We start from the raw sequence: 21,888 nt of genomic DNA, 5'->3' as shown, positions 1-21,888 counted from the left end.
TTGATATATAAATGGAAATGACTTTGGGCCGGAAGCGTTTTTTAAACGTTCGTTTTTTGAACGTCAAATTTTAGGAAATGAAATAGGGAATCAGTTAACAAAAGGATATGGAAATTTTAAATATTAAATAAGATGCTTAATCTACTGGATTACTGCATATTAAACCGAGTAACAAAAGGTTTCCCAAAATATTTTTATTAAACATTTTGAGGATATAAAAAACAGTCTTATCTTTGCGTTCATTAAACGAACGTTTAAAAAACGCTTTTTTCTTGTAATCCGTTCGTTTATAGTTTTTTACCGGAAGGTAATGAAGAACTGCAAAAAATCTGTTGGCAAGAAGGGCACAATGCTTGCCGTATTTTACATAAGGTGCTCGCAAGTGATTGGATACCAGGTATATACCGAGTATTCAAAGCCCCAGAGGAACACCCTTTTATGAACAAAGCGGCGAAAATGGGAACGGATAACGAGATTGAAGTCTGGCATGCCATGCGTGCCACATACCGCAGGGAGCTTGATGCGGTGCATCTTCTCGAGAAGGAGAACCTCGGCTGTTTTGTCCCCATGCAATATAAGGTAAGTATCCGTAAGGGTAAGAAAGTCCGTGCTTTGGTTCCTGTCATCCGTAATCTGGTCTTTGTTCATGCACGTCCTTCCGACGTACAGCGTGTAAAGTCTCAAATTACTTATTTGCAATATATCACCGATACCCGCAGTGGTCAGAAGATAGTCGTCCCCGACCATGAGATGCAACGCTTCATCGCCGTTGCCGGAACCTATAACGACCATTTGCTTTACTTCCAGCCCGAAGAGTTGAATCTGTCGAGAGGAACTAGAGTCCGTATTACGGGTGGTGACTTTGCAGGTCAGGAGGGCGTTTTTCTGAAAGTGAAGGGCGCACGTGACCGCCGTGTGGTTATAGAGATACAAGGCGTCATTGCCGTAGCCATGGCCACCATCCATCCGGACCTTATAGAAGTGATCAAATAACGATTACTATGTAGGATGTGGCGAAGTATCTTTTTTCCTCTTTAGAATCTAAAATCATAAATCTGAAATAATATGTCTCTTTTAGAAGAAACAATCGTTCTTCAGCGTGCCGCGCACGACTTGATGTATTTGGGCATGGACGGTAGTCCCATCTATAGTGACGACTTGTCACGTCGTAATGGCGAAGTCTATCGCTTGACCACAACTTTGTATAATTCCGGCACCTGGGGCACTACAGTGGAGGAACAGGCCAATGTTTGTCTCGCTCTTTTGATGGGTTACAGCGCCTCGTTTGTCGACCACGGTGAGAAACAGCAGCATGTGCAGGAGGTTCTGAACCGTTGTTGGGATGTTCTTGATACTCTTCCCGCTTCCTTGTTGAAACTTCGTCTGCTCACTGCTTGCTATGGAGAGGTTTTCGATGAGCCTTTGGCAGATGAAGCTCACTCCATCATTGCCTCTTGGAATGCTCCATTGCTGACTGCCGAACAGCAGGAGGCTGTTGATGAGTTTCAGAATGTGATGGAGAACCCTTATCCGTGGGAGGAAGTGGAATAGATAATGTGTAAATAGAATTTCTCTTTGAAGAAAATTATCTTTATGTGAATAAAACTGCAATACTCTATAAGATAGCATTCAATTCCACTCCTTATTTTCTGAACCGTTGAAAGAGAGTTATTATGATTTGTGCCTTCTGATTGAGGGGGGACGACTTTCGCTTTTTTTGAATATCGTCAGAAGTAAAGAATCCGCTTCCCATGATTTACCAGAGCGGTTATCTGACCATCAAAGATTATGATAGGGATGTTTTGTTGTACACTTTGGGTTTTCCAAATGATGAAGTACGCTATAGTTTCTTGAATTTTCTGGTATGTTCTTTGCCGGTATGCCATACGATTTAAGTGATAATACCGAACGTCATTATCAAGCTGTTTTTTATGTGGTTTTCACTTTGATGGGACAATTTGTTGAAACGGAAGTGCGCAGTGCGCGTGGTCGTGCCGATGCCGTGGTGCGGACAAAAGATGCCGTTTACGTCTTTGAGTTCAAGCTGAACGGCAGTGCCGAAGATGCCTTGAAGCAAATTGATGAGAGAGGTTATCTGATTCCTTATGTGCTGGATGGCAGGCGGCTGGTGAAAGTGGGGGTGAACTTCAGCAATGAGACACGGAATGTGGAGAGGTACATTGTGGAATAACTCTTTGGCACTCATGCCTCGGCAAACTTCCTTTCCTATGAACAATAGGAATCCAAACTAATAATACTTAAAACTCAAGTCCTTTTTTGATATTCTTTATGTAAGCAGTCAAAAAATGGCTATTGATTGCTTTCCTTGCGGAAAAATGTTTTGAGATGGTTCATTATGCAGAGCCTGGTAAAAAGCCCGGGTGGGGTTATTTCCCTTCTGCAGGCCATCGCCTATGAAGTTTATGTGAAGAATGTGACTTTCGGTCTTCTTCACCAATGGCTGACAGATATGGGCATGACCGTTTCTAAAAATACATTACGCAACTGGCTTAAGAAAGGCAAGAAATACCTGGATGAATTGGTCTGTGTATTGAAGTCCATAGCTTTGGAAAAAGACTCGATTGTGAACTGCGATGGGACCTGGTGTAAAGTGCGTAAATATGATTACTATAAGAAGTGCTACATTTGGGTTCTGGTCAACAAGGCTCAGAAAACAGCCATTTTCCTCTATGAGAATGGCTCGCGCGGTCGTGATGTACTTACAGACTTTTTGGGTGATGCAGAATTGAAGAGTATCATGTCTGATGGATACAATGCTTATGTATTTATCGGCAATGAGCTGAAATCAGCCCGATTTAAAGATACTGTACATCAAGTTTGTATGTCTCATGCCAAAAACAAGTCATTATGGTAGTGATGCCGGAGCAGAGATGGCAGCAACTTATCACAGTGTGATAGGAACGGTAAAGCTTCATGGTAGTTCTATCTGGAACTTCATCGGAACTTTTTTCAGAAATATCTTTAACGGGTGCAAGGATTATGTTAACATGGTTCCTGACAAAATCACTTTGGCTACCAGCCAATGTTAAATTCAAGACTAATTAACAAAACTTGGTTTAGGGCACTGAAAAGTGCCCTTTCAAAGGGGGATACCCTAAATTGAGTGCTTACTTTTTTGTGAGGCACCCATTCTGGTGCCTTATAAAAAGGATATGTTCTAAATTGAGTATTAACGAACTAACAACAAATCTTAAAAATCAATATCCTTTTTGACGTTATTTATTAGGAAACCGCCTTGTGGTGGCTTTCCTTGGGGGACACGTCAAAATTGGATGCTAACTATTTGTGGGTTACAATGAAAGTATTAGTTACGGGTGGGGCTGGATTTATAGGCTCTAATCTCTGTGAGCATCTGCTTGCTCATGATTATGAGGTTGTCTGTTTAGACAATTTTATTACGGGAAAGATTGAGAATCTTCTTCCATTGTTGAATCAATATCCCGTTACCTTCAAGTTGATAGTGGGAGACATTCGCAATATTTCTGATTGTCAGAAGGCGGTTGAAGGCGTTGATTACGTGTTGCATGAGGCAGCATTGGGTTCCGTACCTCGGTCAGTCAAAGACCCAGTAACTACCAACGATGTCAATATTGGCGGTTTCTTGAATATGCTAATAGCTGCCCGTGATGCAGGTGTGAAACGTTTGATATATGCAGCTAGTTCTTCTACTTATGGGGATAGTAAATCTCTTCCAAAAGTGGAGGAGGTTATAGGTAAGCCATTGTCGCCTTATGCCATTACAAAATACGTCAATGAGCTATATGCGGATGTCTTTGCTCGCACATACCATATGGATTGTATCGGTTTGCGCTATTTCAATGTGTTTGGGCGTCGCCAAGATCCATTTGGGGTTTATGCAGCTGTTATTCCGTTATTCGTGAAGAAGCTGATGGCTCACGAAAGCCCCGTGATAAATGGGGATGGTGAATATAGTCGTGATTTTACTTATATTGATAATGTGGTACAAATGAATATGCTTGCTATGACTTCCACTAATCCGGAAGCTGTAAACCAAGTTTATAATACGGCGTTTGGTGAGCGTACAACTCTGAATCAATTGGTTGGTTATCTCAAAGAGTTTCTTAGCGAGTTTGATACAGAAATCGCTAAGGTGGAAGTCGTTCATGGACCTAACCGTGTGGGGGATATCCCTCACTCCTTGGCTTGCATAGACAAGGCTAAAAGATTGCTTCACTACAATCCTCAGTATAGCATGCGTGACGGACTAAAAGAAGCTATTAAATGGTATTGGGAAAATATTTAATAAAATAAAATGTGCTGATTTGATATACAGGGATTTATATAGAATTGCGGGTAAAAATTTGATACAAAGTTATTTTGCTTTTCCCGGTTTCAAATATTTATGTGTGTTTAGATTAATCCAATCATTTAAGGAAGTATGGTATTTGAAACCTATTGTTTTTTTTTCTAAAAGTAAAACTTATTATGATGCAGCGGAAGTATGGCATTTTAATTCCTGCTCGTTGTACAATAGGTGAAGGATTTTTTATAGGTCATTGGGGTACAATAGTTGTAAATGAGAAAGTTAAAATTGGTAGAAATGTCAATATTTCGCAAGGCGTCACAATAGGGCAATTGAATAGGGGAAAGCGTATGGGAACTCCGGTTATTGGTAATGAGGTTTATATTGGTCCAGGCGCGAAAATATTGGGGAATATTGTTGTTGGTAACAATGTTGCTATAGGAGCTAATGCTGTTGTTTTGGATGATGTACCAGATAATGTGTGTGTTGCAGGAATTCCAGCAAAAATTGTGTCTATGAATGGATCGGATGGGTATGTGAATAGGAAAGTATAACAAACTATAGGAACTAAAATAAAATATGTAATGAAAATAGCTATATGCTGTCGGAAAGGTTCTTTCTCAGATTATTGGTTAACCTATTGTGAAGAGAATGGCATATCTTATAAGAAAGTGGATGCATATCAATCTGATATAATGAAACAGATAGAGGATTGTGATGCTTTCATGTGGCATTTCAGTCATCTGGATTACAAAGATAAGGTTTTTGCAAAACAACTTCTCTATTCTATTGAAGCTTCTGGTAAGCCTGTTTTTCCTAATTTTAAAACTGTTTGGCATTTTGATGATAAGTTAGGTCAGAAGTATTTGTTTGAGTCAATAAAAGCTCCCTTAGTCACTTCTTATGCTTTTTATACAAAGCAGGAAGCTCTGCTTTGGGCCAATAAGGCTTCTTTTCCTAAAGTTTTTAAGTTGAGAGGTGGAGCTGGATCTACAAATGTAAAGCTAGTAGATACAAGGAAGGAGGCTGTATCCTTAATAAGTAGAGCTTTTAGTAGAGGCTTTTCAGCCTATGATCCATTGGCTTCACTAAAAGATCGTTGGAGGGATTATAGGAGTGGAAAATGTCCCTTTTTTGTGCTTTTAAAGTCTTTTTTTCGTTTGTTTATAGTTTCTTCTGCTATAAAGTTACTTCCTCTGGAAAAAGGATATGTTTATTTTCAAGATTTTATTCCGAATAATGATACGGATACTCGTATTGTTGTTATTGGGGATAAAATAATAGGTGAAAGGAGAGGTGTTAGAAATGGGGATTTTAGAGCATCTGGTTCGCATATTCTTCTTCCTGATGCTTCGAAGGTAGATATGCGATGTGTGCAATTGGCATATAATGTTTCCCAAAAACTAGGTTTGCAAATAGGTGTATTTGATTTTGTACATGATAAAGATAATCCTTTGCTTGTAGAAGTGAGTTATGGTACAGATCCTGATTATACAGAATGTGAAGGATATTGGAATGAAAAACTCCAATTTACATCAGCACCCATTAATTTACCTAAGATGATAATAGAATCCTTTATACAAAATAGTTCTAATTAAATATTAATATGAATTCTGTAAAAATTGCCGTAATCGGTCTCGGTTACGTAGGACTTCCTTTGGCTCGTTTATTCTCTACAAAATATCAAACAGTTGGATTTGATATGAATAAAGCGAGGGTTGATGCTTTGATGGCTGGACATGATTCAACACTTGAAGTATCGGATGAATTGTTACAATCTGCTATAAAAAATGGTTTTAAATGTACGGCTGATATAGAAGATATCCGTGATTGTAATTTCTATGTAGTAGCTGTACCTACTCCTGTAGATGAACATCACAATCCAGACCTAACTCCTTTGTATGGTGCAAGTACTACAGTAGGTAAGGTAATCTCAAAAGGAGATGTTGTAGTGTATGAATCAACGGTTTATCCTGGTGTGACGGAAGAAGAGTGTATTCCGGTAGTAGAACGGGTTTCTGGATTAAAATTGAATATGGATTTTTTTGCAGGTTATTCTCCTGAGCGTATTAATCCGGGTGACAAGCTTCATACAGTAGAAAAAATAAAGAAAGTAACTTCTGGTTCTACAATAGAAATTGGTAAAAAAATAGATGAAGTTTATGCTTCAGTAATTTCTGCCGGAACTCATTTAGCACCCACGATAAAAGTTGCAGAGGCTGCTAAAGTAATAGAAAACTCACAGCGTGACATTAATATAGCATTTGTGAATGAACTATCTAAAATATTTACCAGAATGGATATTGACACACAGGATGTTTTGGCTGCCGCTGCAACAAAATGGAACTTTCTACCTTTTAAACCGGGATTAGTTGGCGGGCATTGCATTGGTGTTGACCCTTATTATTTGGCTCAATGTGCGCAAAATTATGGATACAATCCAGAAATCATTTTAGCAGGTAGAAGAATGAATGACAGTATGGGGGAATATGTTGCAAACCAAGTGGTGAAGCTGATGTTGAAAAAAGGAATACAAGTGTTGGGGTCGAATATTTTAATAATGGGATTCACTTTCAAAGAGAATTGTCCGGATGTACGTAATACAAAAGTCATTGACATATTTAATGCTTTACAAGAATACAATTTGAATATAACCGTATTTGATCCTTGGGCAAATCCTCAAATAGTCGATAAAGAGTATGGAATATCCGTTGTAAATGAACTTCCTGATTCTAAATTTGATTCAGTTATATTAGCTGTGTGTCATGATGCATTTCAGGATATCCAAGTAAATACTTTAAGAAAGGATAATTCTGTTCTTTATGATGTAAAGGGGATTTGGGATAAGCATTTTGTGGATGGAAGACTCTAAAAAGAACGGTAGATTTTATTTTTATATGTTGTTGGCATAATGAAACTTATTTATCAAATTCAACAGTCTGTTAGAAATTATCTTTTGCGGAAATCTTATTATAAGTTGTATAAGGTTATTTATCATAATAATCCTCTGTTGAAAAAGAAAGCAGTTTTTGAAGAGAAATGGTTACAAAAATGGAAGTCTTTAGATTCTCATATAAAGATTGATTCTTATCGAATATTTTCTCGCTATGTAGGAGAAGATATCAATATTTTGCCTTTAGAGTATTGTGCTACGGTTATTGAACCATTCCTTAATCCTAAGCAGTTTTGGGCATATTATAATGATAAAAATATGTTTGATAAGATATTTGGAACAGATATTTTGCCTAAAACGATAATTCGAAATATTGATGGTTCTTATTATACAGCTGATTATAAAATATATAAGGAAAAAATATTATCCTTATCTATTGCTTCTAAGTGCATAATAGTAAAACCATCTATTGATGGGGAGTCTGGTAGAGGGGTTGTAAAGTTACAAAAAGGTAATGGAAATATTAATTTAGAATCATTAAGATGTCAATTTGGTGAAAACTTTATTGTTCAAGAATGTTTAAGCCAACATCCATATATGTCACAGTTTAATAATACCTCAGTAAATACTATTAGAGTTATGACATATAGATCTTTGGCAACAAATGAAGTTGTAATTCCCAATGCTATACTTCGCGTTGGGGCTGAAGGGAAGGATGTTGATAATGCTCATGCTGGTGGTATGTTTTGCGGAATATCAGCTAATGGTGTATTAGGGAAATATATGTGTGATTATTTGGGAAATAAAAAAAAGAGTTTTAATGGAGTAGATTATTCGAATTCTGATTTTTGTATTCCTAATTATAATAGAGTGAAAGAATTTGCAAAAGAGGTTGCTGATAAGGTGTTGCATCATAGATTATTAGCACTGGATATAATGCTTGATGAACAAGGAAATCCTAAACTTATAGAAGTTAATGTAGGAGGCTTTTCTGCTTGGTTGTTTCAATATACCAATGGAAGCGCTTTTGGTCAATATACTGATGAGGTGATATCTTTTTTGATGGAGAAAAAATGAATGTTAATCAAAAAATATTGTATTGTTTTTTGTTATAGCTATAAAAAGATAAAACATTGTTTGTATTTAAAATTTAATATTTGATGATACCTCAGACAAGAAAGAACTTATATACAAATATTGCAAATTTAGTTGTTAATATAGTAGTAGGAATTTATTATACTCCTTATTTAGTTAATCAATTAGGATTAGCTGCATATGGGATAATTCCTTTAACACTAATTGTAAATCAGTATATTAGTGTCCTGACAGGTTCTTTGACAAGTGCATTATCTCGTTTTTATACAATTTATATTCAAAAAGAGAATTTTGCTAAAGCATCAGAGGTGATAAGTACTTCTTTAATAGCTATATTTGTTCTCATACTATTCATTGTACCTTTTTTTATTTGGTTAGTAATCGATTTAGATTTAGTTTTTAACATCCCTAAGCAGTTACAACAAGCCGCTCAGTTACTATTTATCTTTACGGGTGGTAGTTTTTTTGTTTCTTTAATCTCTTCTTCTTTAAATATTTCATTATATGCATATAATAGGTTGGATCTAATGAATGTAATTACGTTAACTAGAATAGGATTTAAATTTCTTTTAGTTATCGTTTTTTTTGAAAGTATTGAGGTCAATATAATATTTGTAGGATTATCTAATTTGTGTACGGAATTATTGGTCTTAATACTTAATATTTATTTTTTCTTAAGGCAAACTAAGAAAAAAGTGAAGTTTGGACTTTCTTATTTTGTAAGAACAACTTTAGTGAGTATTTTAGGAATGGCTGTATGGACGGTAATTCATCAATTAGGTGATGTTGCTATATATAGAGTGGATAACATTATTGTAAATCAATATTGGGGAACTGAATTGTCAGGAGCATTGGGGGCTGTATCGGAATTTGGCGTTTATGTTTCTTTAGTAGTTGGTGTTATTTCATCTTTGTTTGGACCGATTATATTAATAGCTTATTCAAAACAAAATCATGATGAAGTTCAGAAATTAACAATGAATGATTCTTTGATAGTTGGGGTTTTAAGTGCTAGTATTGTAGGGAGTTTGATAGGTTATAGTGTGCCTATTTTAGAAATCTGGTTAGGTAAGGAATTTGTTGTGTACAATAGTTGGTTGATTTTAAAAATGCTATCTCTTCCTTTTTTTTCTGCGGCAGGTATTTATGCGTATGTAAATAGATCATGGAATAAAGTGAAATATCCTGCTTTGTTTACTGTTGTTTTAGGGGTGATTAATATAATTGGCTTAATTCTTATTTCAGAGAAGAGTACTATTGATACTATGTCTGTTATAAAGCTTATGTTGTTCTTTTCTGTTTTTATTATTATAGTGCAAAGTTATGGTGTTAATGCATTCTTTTTTAACCGGATTTATCCAGGTAATGCTGGACAAATAAAGTTTGTATTTTTAAAAATTTGTATATCTATATGTGTTTCGATTTGCTCTTCAACGATTTTACTTAAAGTTTACCAACCGAAAAATTTAGTAGAACTAGTGTTAGTATTGTCAATAACTATATTAATATCCGTATTAATATCTGTGTTGACTTTGTTTTCAACCCAACAACGTCTTTTTATTTTTTCAATTATAAAATAGGAGCAGAATGAAAGTGTCAGTTATAGTGCCTGTGTATAAAACGGAAAAATTTATATATAGATGTTTAGATAGTATTTTGAATCAATCTTTGCATGATATAGAAATAATAGTTGTAAATGATTGTACTCCTGATAATAGTATGCGTATTGTTACTGAATATGCACATAAAGATAAGCGTCTTCATATAATAAATAATCCCATTAATTTAGGACCAATGCTGACAAGAAAAGTGGGATATCAGCAGGCAATAGGTGATTACATCCTTTTTTGTGATAGTGATGATTATTTACCTATTGATGCTTTAGAAAGGATGTATGTCGCCATTGAACAATCAAAGGCGGATATAGTTGTTTCTGCCTATACCTATATAGGTGTAAATGGAGAGAAAACTAAAATTATCAATCGGATTTCAGGGGGAGAGGCTTCTTATGATGCTTATTTAGCTCTTTTCGATAATGAATTGAAGCATTCTTTGTGTGCTAAAATATACTCCCGAAAATTATTTGCAAATTATGAATATGAGACATTTGAGAAACAAGCCAATGCGGAAGATTTTGTTTTGTTTTGTCAATTGTTGAAACATGTCACTAAAATTCAATGTATAGAAACAAGTACATATAATTATTGCCAGAATTTGTTATCTGCTACTCAGTCATATTCAGATGATAAGTTTTTGTCTTTTGTAAATGCTATTAATTGGCAATTTACATTCTTTAAGGGAATGAATGAGCTTGAAAATAAGTCCTTTGCAGATATATTAAATAGTATACTTACTCTTTTGAAGGCTGGTTGTAAAAAAAATATCATATTGAAAATTGATTCCGAAATTTTAGCTTCAATGTCATTTCCAGTGTTGAGAAAATATTTGCCTTTACCTAAGATTGTTTTATTGTATAGTCTATTTGAGTTTCCTATGTTTTGTTCTTTTTATTCCTATTGTGGTCGGTTAAAAAAGAAACTTCTTTTGTTGCATGATTAATTCTTTGTTGTTATGCATTGGCAAAAAGAATCTAATACAAATACATACATTAAAGCTTTAGCTTTTTTTTTGAATCCTACTATATCTTTGTTTTTAGCTCTTTTTAGTTTAAAAACTAAGTCTTCTTGTGTATTGTTGTTTGCCTTTTTTGTAACGTTTGGTTTTTCTTATACAGTATCTGATGTAAGGACAGAAGAGAATAATTTGGACGGTATTTCATATAGAAATGATTTTGAAGAATATGCTAATATAAGCTCAGAAACTTTCTATGACAGTTTAGCTGATTATGTTACTTTACAAGGAGGTTTGGATTTTTATAAAGATGTAGTATGTTATTTTGTATCAAGATTTACTGCTAATTATCATGTGATGTTCTTTGTGGTATCTCTTGTTTTTTCTTTTTTCTGTCTTAAATCATTGAAGTATTTTGTTACTGATAAAAATTTTTCGAATTCTATTTTTTGCTTTATTTTATTGTATCTATTTGTTTCTAATCAAATTTTTAATATAAATAATTTTCGATTTTATACAGCTGCTTGGATTGCAAACTTCTCTTTGTTAAAATGGCTTATTGATGGTAATAAGAAACTATTGTTGTTATTATTTATTACACCTTTCTTTCATGGTTCATTCATTCTAATTCCTATCATGGTTATAATATATCTATTTTTTTGTAAATCATATAGATATCTTACAATTGCATTTGTCTTAAGTTTAGTTTTTTCTGAATTGTCATTAGAAGTATTCCGAAATGCTATTGAATATATGCCTGCTGAATCTGCTTTAGCATTAAAAATGTCTGTATATACAGATGAGAATTATGTGTATAAAATTAATGAGGGGGGAAGTGGGTTTATTTGGGTTGTCAGATTACTTGAAGCATTTACAAGAATATTGATAAATGTGTTAGTTTTAGTTTTAATTGTGAATTATAATAAATACATTAGGCATACAAATTTTCAACAGCTTTTTCATTTCATGCTTCTTATTATGATTTTTGCAAATTTCACGATGTTTATTCCTTCTACTGGGAATAGGTTTATTATATTGGCAATGCCCTTACTTGCATATATATGGCTTGGATGCCTCCTTAATACGAGAAATGATAAATGGTTATATCTTTTAGGATTATTGTTTGTTATGCAAGCAACTTTACCTTTTGCTATTTATTCGTTTCCTTGTGTGAGATTGTATTTTAGAGTTTTGGAATCTTCTTTTTTTTGCAGTAGCCCTTTATGGCTATTTTTGAAATACATATTGTGGTTTTAATTTTCTTTTATGAAGAATCTTCTTTTCTTTATTAGTGGTCTAGGTTCCGGTGGTGCACAAAGGCAGATTGTGGAATTGGCTGTTGGCTTTAAAGGTCTGGGGTATAATGTCCGTTTTTTGATATATCAAAAAAAATGGAGTGAATTTTATTATCAATATATAGTCAATCATGGTATTGAGATAGATGGTATTTACGAAGATAATTATTTAGAACGTATTTATAAAGTACGCAGGTATATTCGTTCTCATAAATTTGACATAGTAATTGCTTTCTTGGAAGCTCCCTCTTTTATGGCAGAATTGTCAGGCTTTCCTAGTAGGAAATGGAAACTTATTGTTGGAGAAAGAAGTGCTGATCCTGCCAAACGGTCATCTTTTAAATTGAGGTTTTTTTTGAAGTTTCATAGATTTGCAGATTATATAGTTGCTAATTCTTATGCAAATATCAATATTGTAAAAGAAGTGGCACCTGGGATATTATCAAGGAAGTTCAAGGTCATATATAATATGCTTGATCAAGAAAGATTATTACCTAATGAAAATTTTGCATATAGAAAGAATGGGAAATTGAATTTACTGGTTGCTTCCAGCCATCGATATCTTAAGAATTTAAATGGATTGATTGAAGGTGTCCACTTAATGGAGCCTCAATATCGTGATAATCTTAGGATTTCATGGTTTGGCAATAGTAAGTTTGATTCCTCTTTGGAAGATGGACTTCAAAAAATCCAATCTTATGGTTTGCAGGATGTCTTTTCTTTTCATAAGGAAACATTGGATATTTATGACTATATGAGGGAAGCTGATGCGGTTGGCTTATTTAGTTTTTTTGAGGGACTTCCTAATGCTATTTGTGAAGGGATGTATATGGGGAAACCGATTGTTGCTACACGTGTGTCTGACGTTCCTTTGTTGGTAGAGGATAATGTAAATGGATTTTTGTGTGAGGCAAATTCTCCTTCTTCTATTTCGCATGCCTTGACTCTGTTGGTGAAGTGTTCTGTGGTCGAATTATCTGATATGGGAAAACGGAATAACACGAAAGCAGAAGAGTTGTTTAATAAGTCTCGTATTTTAGGTGATTACGAAAAAATGTTTTAGTTTTTTATGAATATTTTATTGATATCCAGAGGCTATCCTTCAAATAGAGATGTCCAGTGGGGATGTTTTGAGCGTGATCAAGCTAAGGCTTTACAAAAATTGGGGCATACAGTAACTGTAATGTCCATAGATGGTAGATTTAGACTATATAAACGGAGGTTAGGCATTACTCAAATAAGTGATGATGGTATTAATGTCTATAATATGTTTTATTGTCCTTTTGCCATCCTAAGATTATTGGGTAGTAAGTTTTTCTTAAAAGTATTAAGTTGGCAGACCAATAGGCTATATGAAGAAGTAAAAAAAAGGATGGTTCCAGATGTTATATATGCTCATTATCTGACCAATATATATTCTGCGACAATAATTAAGCAGTGCTATAATATACCTGTGGTGGGAGTAGAACATTGGAGTATGTTGAATAGAAAAGTTCTGCCTTCGTATGTATCCGTAATGGGAAATATAGGATATAGGATTGCTGATAAGCTTATAGCTGTATCTGATTCTTTGAAATGTAATATTTATAATCATTTTAGTGTAAATTCCATTGTTATACACAATATGATTGGAGAGGAGTTTGCTAATAGGCAAATAGTTGATAGAAAAAAGATTGTTTCTGGAAAACTAAATATTATAGCATTGGGAAGTTTGTTTTATGGAAAGGGATATGATATTTTGATATCAGCATTTGCAAAGACAGGGCTGTCGAAGTTTGGTTGCAAAATCACTATTGTAGGAGAAGGTGGTCAAAGAACAAAATTGCAGGCGCAGATAGATGGATTAGGGCTTGAAAGGTCAATTCGGTTGGTGGGGCAGAAAAATAAACATGAAATCATTGAAATAATGGACTCATGTAATTTATTCATTCATCCATCTAGAGGAGAAAATTTTTCAGTTGCCATACTTGAAGGACTTGCTTCTGGATTGCCAGTGATAGCTACATTATGTGGTGGAGCAGCCCAGTGCATAAATGAAAATAATGGTCTTCTTGTGGAAGTTGGTGATATAGACCAATTGGAAAAAGCTATAAAATATATGTATGAGCATATTGATGAATATAACAATATGGAAATTTCAAATGAATGTTTATCTAAGTATTCTTCTGTAGCCATAGGAAAACAGATAGAAAATGTTTTGAATGAGGTTATAAATCGTTGAAAGATGAAACAGTTGGTAATTATTGGTGCTGGTGGTATGGGACGTACTATGTTCGATATGGCACGAGAGTCTTGGGGACATAAAACCGAATTTGTCGTTAAAGGATTTATTGATGATAACGTAAAAGCATTGAATGGCTTTGAAGGTTATCCTCCTATTGTAGAAACTATATCAGGTTATTTACCTTGCGCAGATGATGTGTTTATATGTTCTATTGGTGGCGCTTCTAGAGTAGAATGTATATCTGAGATTATAGCACGTGGGGGAGAATTTATTCCTTTAATACATAAAACAGCTCGTATAGGAAGTAATGTGGTGATGGGAAAAGGTAATTTAGTAGGTGCATTTACAACTATAGCAGCTGATGCTAAAATTGGTGATTACAATTTTATCCAATCGTTAACTATTATTGGTCATGATGTGACAATTGGTAGTTGGAATAGGATTGACTCGCAAGTGATGATGGTAGGAGCCACTACAATCGGAGATCATAATATGATTCATACAGGAGCAATGATAAACCATAATGTACATATTGGTGACAATTGTACCATCGGAGCATGTTCGTTTGTAACGATGGATGTTGAGTCGGAATCAACCTTATTTTCTTCACCTGCAAGAAGGCTAAAATGATGAGTGAATTACTGAAAGATAAAGTCTGTATCGTAACGGGTGCAGCTCAAGGCATAGGTAAGTCTATTGCCTTGAAAATGATTGAAGATGGTGCAATAGTATATGGCTGTGATCGTTTGGAAGGTTCCATGAGCGCTTTAGAGCTTGAGTTTGAAAGATTTCATGCATTGTATTTTGACGTGACCCATGCACAAGCTGCTAAAGAATCTATGATGCGAGTAAAAAAGGAGCAGGGGCACATAGATGTATTGGTTAATAATGCGGGTGTAGTGTTCAATAAGAAAATAGGTATGATTGTTAGGGAAGAGACTGAATTGATGTTTCGTGTCAATGTGATTGCCGTGATTGAGTTGGTGCAATTAGTGTCTCGTCTGATGGCTCGCAATGGCGGAGGTTCCATTGTAAATATTGCATCTGTTACGGCTGTATTGGGCTCTTCGGGACAATCGGCTTATTCGGCTACAAAAGGGGCTATCATTTCTTTTACAAAGTCGGCTGCTAAAGAATTGGCTCCGATAGGTGTACGTGTCAATGCTGTAGCACCCGGTATCGTGAAAACAGAGCGTTTTGCCGAGCTTTATGAAGATAGTAAAGAAAAAATAGATATGCGCATCGCTAAGATTGCTTTGGGGCGTTTGGGATCTCCTGATGATATAGCTAATGCGTGCTCTTTCTTGGCTTCGGATCGTTCTTCATATATCTCTGGTCAGATATTGGGGGTAGATGGTTGCGCTTCAATTTAATGAAATAATTCTTGGTTATGATATTACAATTGAATAAACATCCGCAGGAAGCAATTGCTGCTATTGATGCAATGGAAAACATCCTGACTTACGGAGAGTTGGTGGATTTTTCTAATGAGATAGGCACTCTTATACCTTCTCGTTCCTTACTTTTTTTGTTGACAGAGAACAATGTGGGTGGTGTGGCCTGGAGTATAGGATGTCTTAATTCAGGAAATGTTCCTTTGATTTTGAATGCGCATATTGAAGAGGGATTATATAAGAATCTGTTTGAAATATACCGGCCTTCTTATTTATGTGTACCTGTTGCAACGGCTATTTCTTTAACGTCTTATGAGGTGGTAACGGAACGTTATGGGTATGTGTTGTTGAGGACAGGTTTGGAGGCTTGTCCGATGTATGAGGATTTATCCCACTTATTACCTACTTCCGGCTCTACGGGAAGCCCTAAATTAGTGAGGCATAAATATGAAAATATTGAGGCCGCGGCACTTAATATATCCACATTCTTCCAATTAACAAAGGAAGACCGGCCGTTATTGGCATTGCCTCTTTATTATACTATGGGGCTTTCAGTTGTGTTCAGCCATCTCTATGTAGGTGCTACGATACTTATAACTAATCAGAATATGACTGACCGGGCTTTTTGGAATTTTATAAGGGAACAAGGGGCTACTAGTTTTACAGGGGTTCCTTATAGTTTTGAGATTCTGAATGTGATGCGTTTCTTTCGTATGGACTTGCCTGATTTGAGATTATTGACACAGGGAGGCGGTAAAATGCCTCGTCAGTTAAATTTAAAGTTTGCAGAATATTGTAGGGACAATGGCAAGCAGTGGATTGCTACTTATGGACAGTCGGAAGGCACAGCCCGTATGGCTTATTTACCTGCGGAGTGGGCCGTTGAGAAAGTTGGTAGTATAGGATTAGCAGTTCCTAATGCCGAATTGTCGCTAATAGACAGTGAAGGGAATCTTATTGAAGGGGCAAATACCGAAGGTGAGATGTGTTATCGAGGTAAGAATGTAACTCTTGGATATGCCCGCAAGCGGGAAGATTTGCTTTTGGGAGATGAACGACGTGGGTTTATGCGTACAGGTGATTTGGCTTATCGTGACGAAGATGGATGTTATTACATCGTGGGGCGTATCGGACGTTTCCTGAAATTATTTGGTATGCGTATTGGACTGGATGAATGTGAACAGATAATTAAAGGAAAATTTCCAATAGAGTGTGCTTGTGTAGGAACAGATGAGAGAATGATCATTTATCTCACACACGGAGAATATATTCAACAAGTGAAAGAATTGTTGATAGAGAAAACAAAACTGGTAGCTTCTGTTTTTGATGTACGAATAATTGATGAAATACCCAGAAATGAAGCTGGTAAGATATTGTATAGTAAGTTTAATATATAAAAATTGTAATAGAAATGACTAATATTGAGAAGTATAACGCTGCTTTTGTCGAAGTGTTTGGAGTAGCAGAAGAAGTTTTGAATGAACGTTTCTCAAAAGAAACTATTGAAGAATGGGACTCAGTTCATCAGTTGAATATAATTTCTATCTTGGAAGACTCTTTTGAGGTAATGTTCGAGCCTGAAGAAATTATGGAGTTAACTTCTTATGGGAAAGGAATTGAGATTTTGAATAGGTATGGTATTGATTTGAAACTTTGAATTGTGCTATGCAAATAAGAAGAATTCTGTGGGGGATTCTCGTTGATTTATATCCTCGTTATCTCCGTTGGAGATACGGAATGGATATAGGTAAAAATTGCAGAATTTCATGGAAAGCTCATTTAGATAAGTCAGTTAACCCTAAAGGTATCCATATTGGGGATAATACTTGGGTGCTTTCTGGTGCTATGATATTGGCACATGATCATTGTAGAAGTTTGAAAGCCGATACATATATTGGTAAAAATTGTGTGATAGGAGTTCAATCAATAATTATGCCAGGTTTATCTGTTGGTAATCAAGTGATTATAGGGGGGGTAGCGTGGTTACAAAAAATATTCATTCGAATTGTATTGCAGCAGGAAATCCTGCAAAGATATTGAAAGAGAATGTAAATGTTCAAAATGGAAAAATATTAAGTACATGACAAAAATTTGAAAACATCGAATTTTGGGGTATAAGTCGGACGTAGAAGTATTGTTGAAATCTCCTCCAAACCATACTTGACAAGCGACTTTGCCTTTCTTCCATGTTTCAGAAGCCTTATCGGTTTAATATTTATATCTTTATGTTCACCAACAAGATATGCCCATACAAGAGCCATGCAGACCATCGCGAGAAGTCTTGCGATGCGCTCCATATCACGCATATGGGTGTCCTCGATATTGAAACCGGAGGATTTCATGGCTCTGAAGGCCGTTTCTATCTCCCAACGTTTTTTGTATGTCAATATCGCGCTCTCGGGCCGGTTGAAGCATATGAGAATCTGCAATTCCGGAACACCATCGGAGTTTTTGATCCGGCTGCCGGCAAGATAGACATACTCACCTTTGTGAAGAAAGAGCTTATGGAAGAATTTCTCCTGACCGACCTTCAAATCATTGAACAGCCACCAGGCTCGGATTCTCTCGCCTGTGGAAGGTCTGACAATCCAGAAGTTTTGCCTGATGCGGATGTAATACCGTATGCGACGGCTGTTGAGCCATCCTGTCCATTCCTTTCCGATGAACTCGCGGTCTGCCACAAGGGAGTCGATGCATTCCGCTCCGAAAAGACGGATAAAGCGTTCCATAATCTTCTTGCGTTCCTCCCAGTTGGAGTTGCCACGTTTAGGGAGAAGACTGAATATCAAAGGGAAGGCAATCCCTTTATAGGTGATGCCCAACATAAGAATGTTGATATTGAACTCCCCGAACTTCCAGTTGGTGCGATCCATGCTGAGTACAAGACCGGTCTTGACGGGAAGTAGCGAGAAAATCATACGGGCTATGATGTCAAGGTCAAGAACATACCTGGCAAAGAATCTTTGGAGCCGTCTGAGGTTGGAGTCCTTGTCGACAGCCGTAGGCATCGCATCAGCCAGTTTGTGAAGGCTGACAGTCTGCACCACACAGAGTGCATGGAGCAGCAGCGCCATAAGTTTTATGCGTGCCAGATTCATACTTTGTCCAAAATGCTCTTGCATAATCGGGAGGATTTGGTTAACTTTGACCGAGTCCTTGAAATTAGTAGTTTTCATGAGAAAAAGCGACCAAACTTTTCCTTTAAATTACTAAATTTCAGGGACTTTTGTAAATTTAACCACTTGAAAATTAGATGTTTAACAACATAAATTTAAATTTTGTCATCTACTAAAGGAAAAATATTAATGAATTGATTGACGAATGTTATGCTATATTCTTACTTTTTAAAACGTACGATTGATTTTATTGTTGCTTTCTGTGTTTTGGCAGTTATCTGGCCCATATTACTTCTTCTGATAATTTTCCTCCATTTCACCAATAAGGGTGCCGGTGTCTTTTTCACCCAGGAGCGCCCTGGAAAAAATGCCCGGATATTCAAAGCCATAAAGTTTAAGACAATGACAGATGAGCGGGATTCAGAGGGAAATTTGTTGCCGGATGCTGAACGTCTGACAAAGATTGGGAAAATAGTCCGTTCTCTTTCCATAGATGAATTGCCACAACTAATAAATGTATTAAAGGGGGATATGGCATTAGTTGGTCCCCGTCCTTTATTGCCGAAGTATCTTCCTTTATATTCAGAGGAACAGTTCCGTCGCCATGAAGTACGTCCGGGAATTACGGGGTGGGCACAGGTAAACGGACGGAATGATATCAGTTGGAAACGTAAGTTTGAACTGGATGTGTGGTATGTGGATCATGTCTCTTTTTGGTTGGATGTGAAAATTATTTTACTGACCATAAAGAAAGTGTTCGTTAGAGAAGGGATCAATAAGGAAGGTAATGCTACCACTGAGGCTTTCAACGGTCATAACTGAAATGAACATCCATCAGATTGTCAATTCTGTTTTCACCTCCAATGCTTATATACTGTCTGTTGAGGGGAAAGATGGGCATGTATTGATAGATATTGGAGATATTACCCCTATAAAGCAGTTTGTTCAGGAAAAGTGCGGAACGGTACAAGCTTTGTTTCTGACTCATACTCATTACGACCATATTTATGGTATAAAAGATTTATTACGATTGTATCCTGATTGCACAGTTTACACTTCCTCTTTCGGTAAGGAGGCTTTAGGTTCGGATAAACTTAATTTTTCCCGTTATCACAATGATCCTGTAATATGGATGGGAGATAATGTGACGGTTTTACATGAGAATGATAAAGTGGAAATATTTCCGGGAATTTTCGTGGAAGTGTTTGAAACTCCCGGACATGATAAAAGCTGCCTTACCTATAAAGTCGAGAACAATGTTTTTTCGGGTGATTCATATATCCCGGGTGTTAAAGTCATTGCCTCATTCCCTAATAGCGATAGGGAAGATGCACGGATCTCGAAAGAACGTATCACGGAATTAACAAAGGACTGCAGTCTGTATCCCGGTCATGGAAACATTTATGAGTAAATTGTCCAGATATCTGGAAAGGATTTATAAAGCCGTTTCCTTTCTTTTTATTCCCCACTACGTAAGGAGCTCGAAGTCTGATCATTAAATAATCACATATATATTTATGGATAAAACTATTTATATCTGCCTTGCTTTGAGTTTGAATAATCTTAATCTGGTTGTATTATTGAATATGTGTTTTTATTGAGTAGCGGATGATGTCATGAGGTGTTATGTGGAATCTTTACACTTTATTGATATATGATTAGGATATTTCGGTATAGAATATTATCTTTGTGTTTAGGAAACAACTAAAGCAGTATCATGGATTCTCGAAAAACAGATGTATTAAAGTTGATAAAGGAAACTTTGCAAGGAGTTCTTCCTGCGGGTGGTCATGCTTTTCTATATGGGTCTCAAGCCAGGGGGGATGCACGTGCTGATTCAGATTGGGATGTACTGATTTTGCTTGATAAACCAAAGATAGAAGATAGTGATTACGATACTATATCTTATCCGTTGGTGGAACTGGGATGGTTGAAAAATGAATGCATAAGTCCTGTTTTATATACTTTAAAAGATTGGTTGAAATATCATTTTACACCTTTTTTCCATAACGTAAAGACTGAAGGAATACAATTGATATGAGTTTGGCTAAAGAAGAAATAGAGGCTGTAGTGGCTTATCGTAAAGAAAAAGCTTATAATACGTTGAAGGAGGCAGAAGACATGATTGACACGAAGCATTGGAATCTTGCCATTCAGCGTTTGTATTATGCTTGTTTTTATATGGCTTCCGCATTGCTGATGAGCCGTGGTATTAATGCGCGTACCCATAATGGTGTTGTAGGGCAATTAGGACAAAATTTCGTGTCAAAAGGGTTCTTGACTAAAGATGAAGGACGGTTGTATTCCCGCCTTTTGCAGAATCGCATCACCGGTGATTATAATGATTTTTTTGATTTTACAAGAGAAGATGTCGCACCGTTGCTGGAACCAACTCGTAATTTATTGATTAAAATTGATGAATTGATTGTTTTTTGAGATTTCTATATTGAGATGTTAGCTCCGTAAGTAGTCAAAAAAAGGATAAGCGCTCAAATTAGGGTTCCAAAATACTATCTGGCGGAGCGGGCGGTCTGTCTCTTTACGCCCAAACGCAAGAACTCCCTGCATTTCGGAAGTGATGATGGAGCGGAGATTACCGCTGTATATCATACATAATCAGCACAGTGAAGCTGCAAGGCAGGTTCACAGGGGATTATCTAGGCAAATTTTTTACCGGAATTTTAACGGTTGCAGAGATTTTTTTGAGTCTGTCACTGCAAAATATAGACTTGGCTGTATGCCAATAGTTAAAAATCAATCGAATTTGATAATATTTTTTATAAGGCATCCATTCTGTTGCCTTATAAAAAGGATATGCTCTAAATTGAGTATTAACACAAAGCTCCTTATAACCTCTTGTAAATTCTCCCGATACTTGGAAAGGATTTATAAAGCCCTTTCCTTTCTTTTTATTCCCCACTATGTGAGGAATCCGAAGTCTGATTATTAAATAATCACATATCATTACTGTCCCGTAAAAGTGGATAAATAGTTCTTTGAAATAATTGAAATATA

General features: G+C 36.0%; 23 protein-coding genes and 2 pseudogenes. 23 read left to right on the top strand and 2 right to left on the bottom strand.

Annotated elements, in window-relative coordinates; translation table 11 throughout:
• The first annotated feature begins 456 nt into the window (after nt 1-456).
• The 19 genes and pseudogenes from E5355_RS17265 (at nt 457) to E5355_RS17175 (ending at nt 17,797) form a co-directional block, all read left to right on the top strand.
• Nucleotides 457-993 carry a UpxY family transcription antiterminator gene (locus E5355_RS17265; protein ID WP_136011296.1) on the top strand — a complete coding sequence of 179 codons (537 nt, stop codon included), beginning with the start codon at nt 457-459 and terminating at the stop codon, nt 991-993.
• Between the two features lie 72 nt (nt 994-1,065).
• Nucleotides 1,066-1,551, top strand: coding sequence for a UpxZ family transcription anti-terminator antagonist (locus E5355_RS17260; protein ID WP_136011293.1), 486 nt, complete (start codon nt 1,066-1,068; stop codon nt 1,549-1,551).
• Nucleotides 1,552-1,657: 106 nt separating this feature from the next.
• A pseudogene (locus E5355_RS17255) lies at nt 1,658-2,191 on the top strand (PD-(D/E)XK nuclease domain-containing protein); the annotation flags it as partial.
• A 131-nt stretch (nt 2,192-2,322) separates the two neighbouring features.
• Nucleotides 2,323-3,050: pseudogene (locus E5355_RS17250) on the top strand (IS66 family transposase); the annotation flags it as partial.
• 266 nt (nt 3,051-3,316) lie between these two features.
• The gene (locus E5355_RS17245) at nt 3,317-4,285 is read left to right on the top strand and encodes an SDR family oxidoreductase (protein WP_136011292.1); all 969 of its coding nucleotides are present in this window, start codon (nt 3,317-3,319) and stop codon (nt 4,283-4,285) included.
• Between the two features lie 182 nt (nt 4,286-4,467).
• Nucleotides 4,468-4,839: a serine O-acetyltransferase gene (locus E5355_RS17240; protein WP_136011291.1), complete on the top strand. Its 372-nt coding sequence runs from the start codon at nt 4,468-4,470 to the stop codon at nt 4,837-4,839.
• 30 nt (nt 4,840-4,869) lie between these two features.
• A complete protein-coding gene (locus tag E5355_RS17235) occupies nt 4,870-5,883 on the top strand; it encodes an ATP-grasp domain-containing protein (RefSeq protein ID WP_136011290.1) in 1,014 nt (337 codons plus the stop codon).
• 8 nt (nt 5,884-5,891) lie between these two features.
• Nucleotides 5,892-7,157, top strand: a complete 1,266-nt coding sequence (locus tag E5355_RS17230; protein ID WP_136011289.1) for a nucleotide sugar dehydrogenase — start codon at nt 5,892-5,894, stop codon at nt 7,155-7,157.
• Between the two features lie 138 nt (nt 7,158-7,295).
• Complete coding sequence (locus tag E5355_RS17225) at nt 7,296-8,255, top strand: sugar-transfer associated ATP-grasp domain-containing protein (protein WP_168354372.1); 960 nt, start codon at nt 7,296-7,298, stop codon at nt 8,253-8,255.
• 83 nt (nt 8,256-8,338) lie between these two features.
• Complete coding sequence (locus E5355_RS17220; protein WP_136011287.1) at nt 8,339-9,853, top strand: hypothetical protein; 1,515 nt, start codon at nt 8,339-8,341, stop codon at nt 9,851-9,853.
• Nucleotides 9,854-9,860: 7 nt separating this feature from the next.
• Nucleotides 9,861-10,832, top strand: coding sequence for a glycosyltransferase family 2 protein (locus tag E5355_RS17215; RefSeq protein ID WP_136011286.1), 972 nt, complete (start codon nt 9,861-9,863; stop codon nt 10,830-10,832).
• A 12-nt stretch (nt 10,833-10,844) separates the two neighbouring features.
• Complete coding sequence (locus E5355_RS17210) at nt 10,845-12,101, top strand: EpsG family protein (RefSeq protein ID WP_136011285.1); 1,257 nt, start codon at nt 10,845-10,847, stop codon at nt 12,099-12,101.
• Nucleotides 12,102-12,110: 9 nt separating this feature from the next.
• Nucleotides 12,111-13,202 (top strand): glycosyltransferase, encoded by a 1,092-nt coding sequence (locus E5355_RS17205; RefSeq protein WP_136011284.1) that lies wholly within the window; start codon nt 12,111-12,113, stop codon nt 13,200-13,202.
• A gap of 6 nt (nt 13,203-13,208) precedes the next feature.
• Nucleotides 13,209-14,360, top strand: coding sequence for a glycosyltransferase family 4 protein (locus E5355_RS17200; protein WP_136011283.1), 1,152 nt, complete (start codon nt 13,209-13,211; stop codon nt 14,358-14,360).
• A 3-nt stretch (nt 14,361-14,363) separates the two neighbouring features.
• On the top strand, nt 14,364-14,993 hold the full coding sequence (locus E5355_RS17195) for an acetyltransferase (protein WP_136011282.1): 630 nt from the start codon (nt 14,364-14,366) through the stop codon (nt 14,991-14,993).
• Nucleotides 14,993-15,736 (top strand): SDR family NAD(P)-dependent oxidoreductase, encoded by a 744-nt coding sequence (locus E5355_RS17190; protein WP_136011295.1) that lies wholly within the window; start codon nt 14,993-14,995, stop codon nt 15,734-15,736. The genes E5355_RS17195 and E5355_RS17190 overlap by 1 nt, the downstream gene beginning before the upstream one ends.
• 17 nt (nt 15,737-15,753) lie before the next feature.
• Nucleotides 15,754-17,154, top strand: coding sequence for an AMP-binding protein (locus E5355_RS17185; protein ID WP_136011281.1), 1,401 nt, complete (start codon nt 15,754-15,756; stop codon nt 17,152-17,154).
• Between the two features lie 14 nt (nt 17,155-17,168).
• Nucleotides 17,169-17,414, top strand: coding sequence for an acyl carrier protein (locus E5355_RS17180; RefSeq protein WP_136011280.1), 246 nt, complete (start codon nt 17,169-17,171; stop codon nt 17,412-17,414).
• An 80-nt stretch (nt 17,415-17,494) separates the two neighbouring features.
• On the top strand, nt 17,495-17,797 hold the full coding sequence (locus E5355_RS17175; protein ID WP_246866987.1) for an acyltransferase: 303 nt from the start codon (nt 17,495-17,497) through the stop codon (nt 17,795-17,797).
• Nucleotides 17,798-17,829: 32 nt separating this feature from the next.
• Here E5355_RS17175 and E5355_RS17170 read toward each other — a convergent pair whose 3' ends face one another.
• Complete coding sequence (locus E5355_RS17170; RefSeq protein WP_136011279.1) at nt 17,830-18,933, bottom strand: IS4 family transposase; 1,104 nt, start codon at nt 18,931-18,933, stop codon at nt 17,830-17,832.
• Nucleotides 18,934-19,083: 150 nt separating this feature from the next.
• On the opposite strand from E5355_RS17170, the gene E5355_RS17165 reads away from it, so the two are divergent.
• The 4 genes from E5355_RS17165 to E5355_RS17150 all read left to right on the top strand — a co-directional run bounded on the left by E5355_RS17165 (nt 19,084) and on the right by E5355_RS17150 (nt 21,309).
• A complete protein-coding gene (locus E5355_RS17165) occupies nt 19,084-19,695 on the top strand; it encodes a sugar transferase (RefSeq protein WP_136011294.1) in 612 nt (203 codons plus the stop codon).
• 1 nt (nt 19,696) lies between these two features.
• Complete coding sequence (locus E5355_RS17160) at nt 19,697-20,284, top strand: MBL fold metallo-hydrolase (RefSeq protein ID WP_136011278.1); 588 nt, start codon at nt 19,697-19,699, stop codon at nt 20,282-20,284.
• Nucleotides 20,285-20,590: 306 nt separating this feature from the next.
• Nucleotides 20,591-20,914: a nucleotidyltransferase domain-containing protein gene (locus tag E5355_RS17155; RefSeq protein WP_136011277.1), complete on the top strand. Its 324-nt coding sequence runs from the start codon at nt 20,591-20,593 to the stop codon at nt 20,912-20,914.
• Nucleotides 20,911-21,309 carry a HEPN domain-containing protein gene (locus tag E5355_RS17150; RefSeq protein ID WP_136011276.1) on the top strand — a complete coding sequence of 133 codons (399 nt, stop codon included), beginning with the start codon at nt 20,911-20,913 and terminating at the stop codon, nt 21,307-21,309. Before E5355_RS17155 ends, E5355_RS17150 begins: the two co-directional genes overlap by 4 nt.
• 217 nt (nt 21,310-21,526) lie before the next feature.
• On the opposite strand, the gene E5355_RS19690 is transcribed toward E5355_RS17150, so the two are convergent.
• On the bottom strand, nt 21,527-21,888 hold a 362-nt coding region (locus E5355_RS19690), incomplete at its 5' end, for a hypothetical protein (RefSeq protein ID WP_210434542.1).

Origin of the sequence: Bacteroides muris (ex Afrizal et al. 2022), assembly GCF_004793475.1 — a bacterium.
Taxonomy (GTDB): domain Bacteria; phylum Bacteroidota; class Bacteroidia; order Bacteroidales; family Bacteroidaceae; genus Bacteroides; species Bacteroides muris.
The sequence above is the reverse complement of the archived record's forward strand: the minus strand, read 5'-3'. Positions and strand labels throughout refer to the sequence as shown.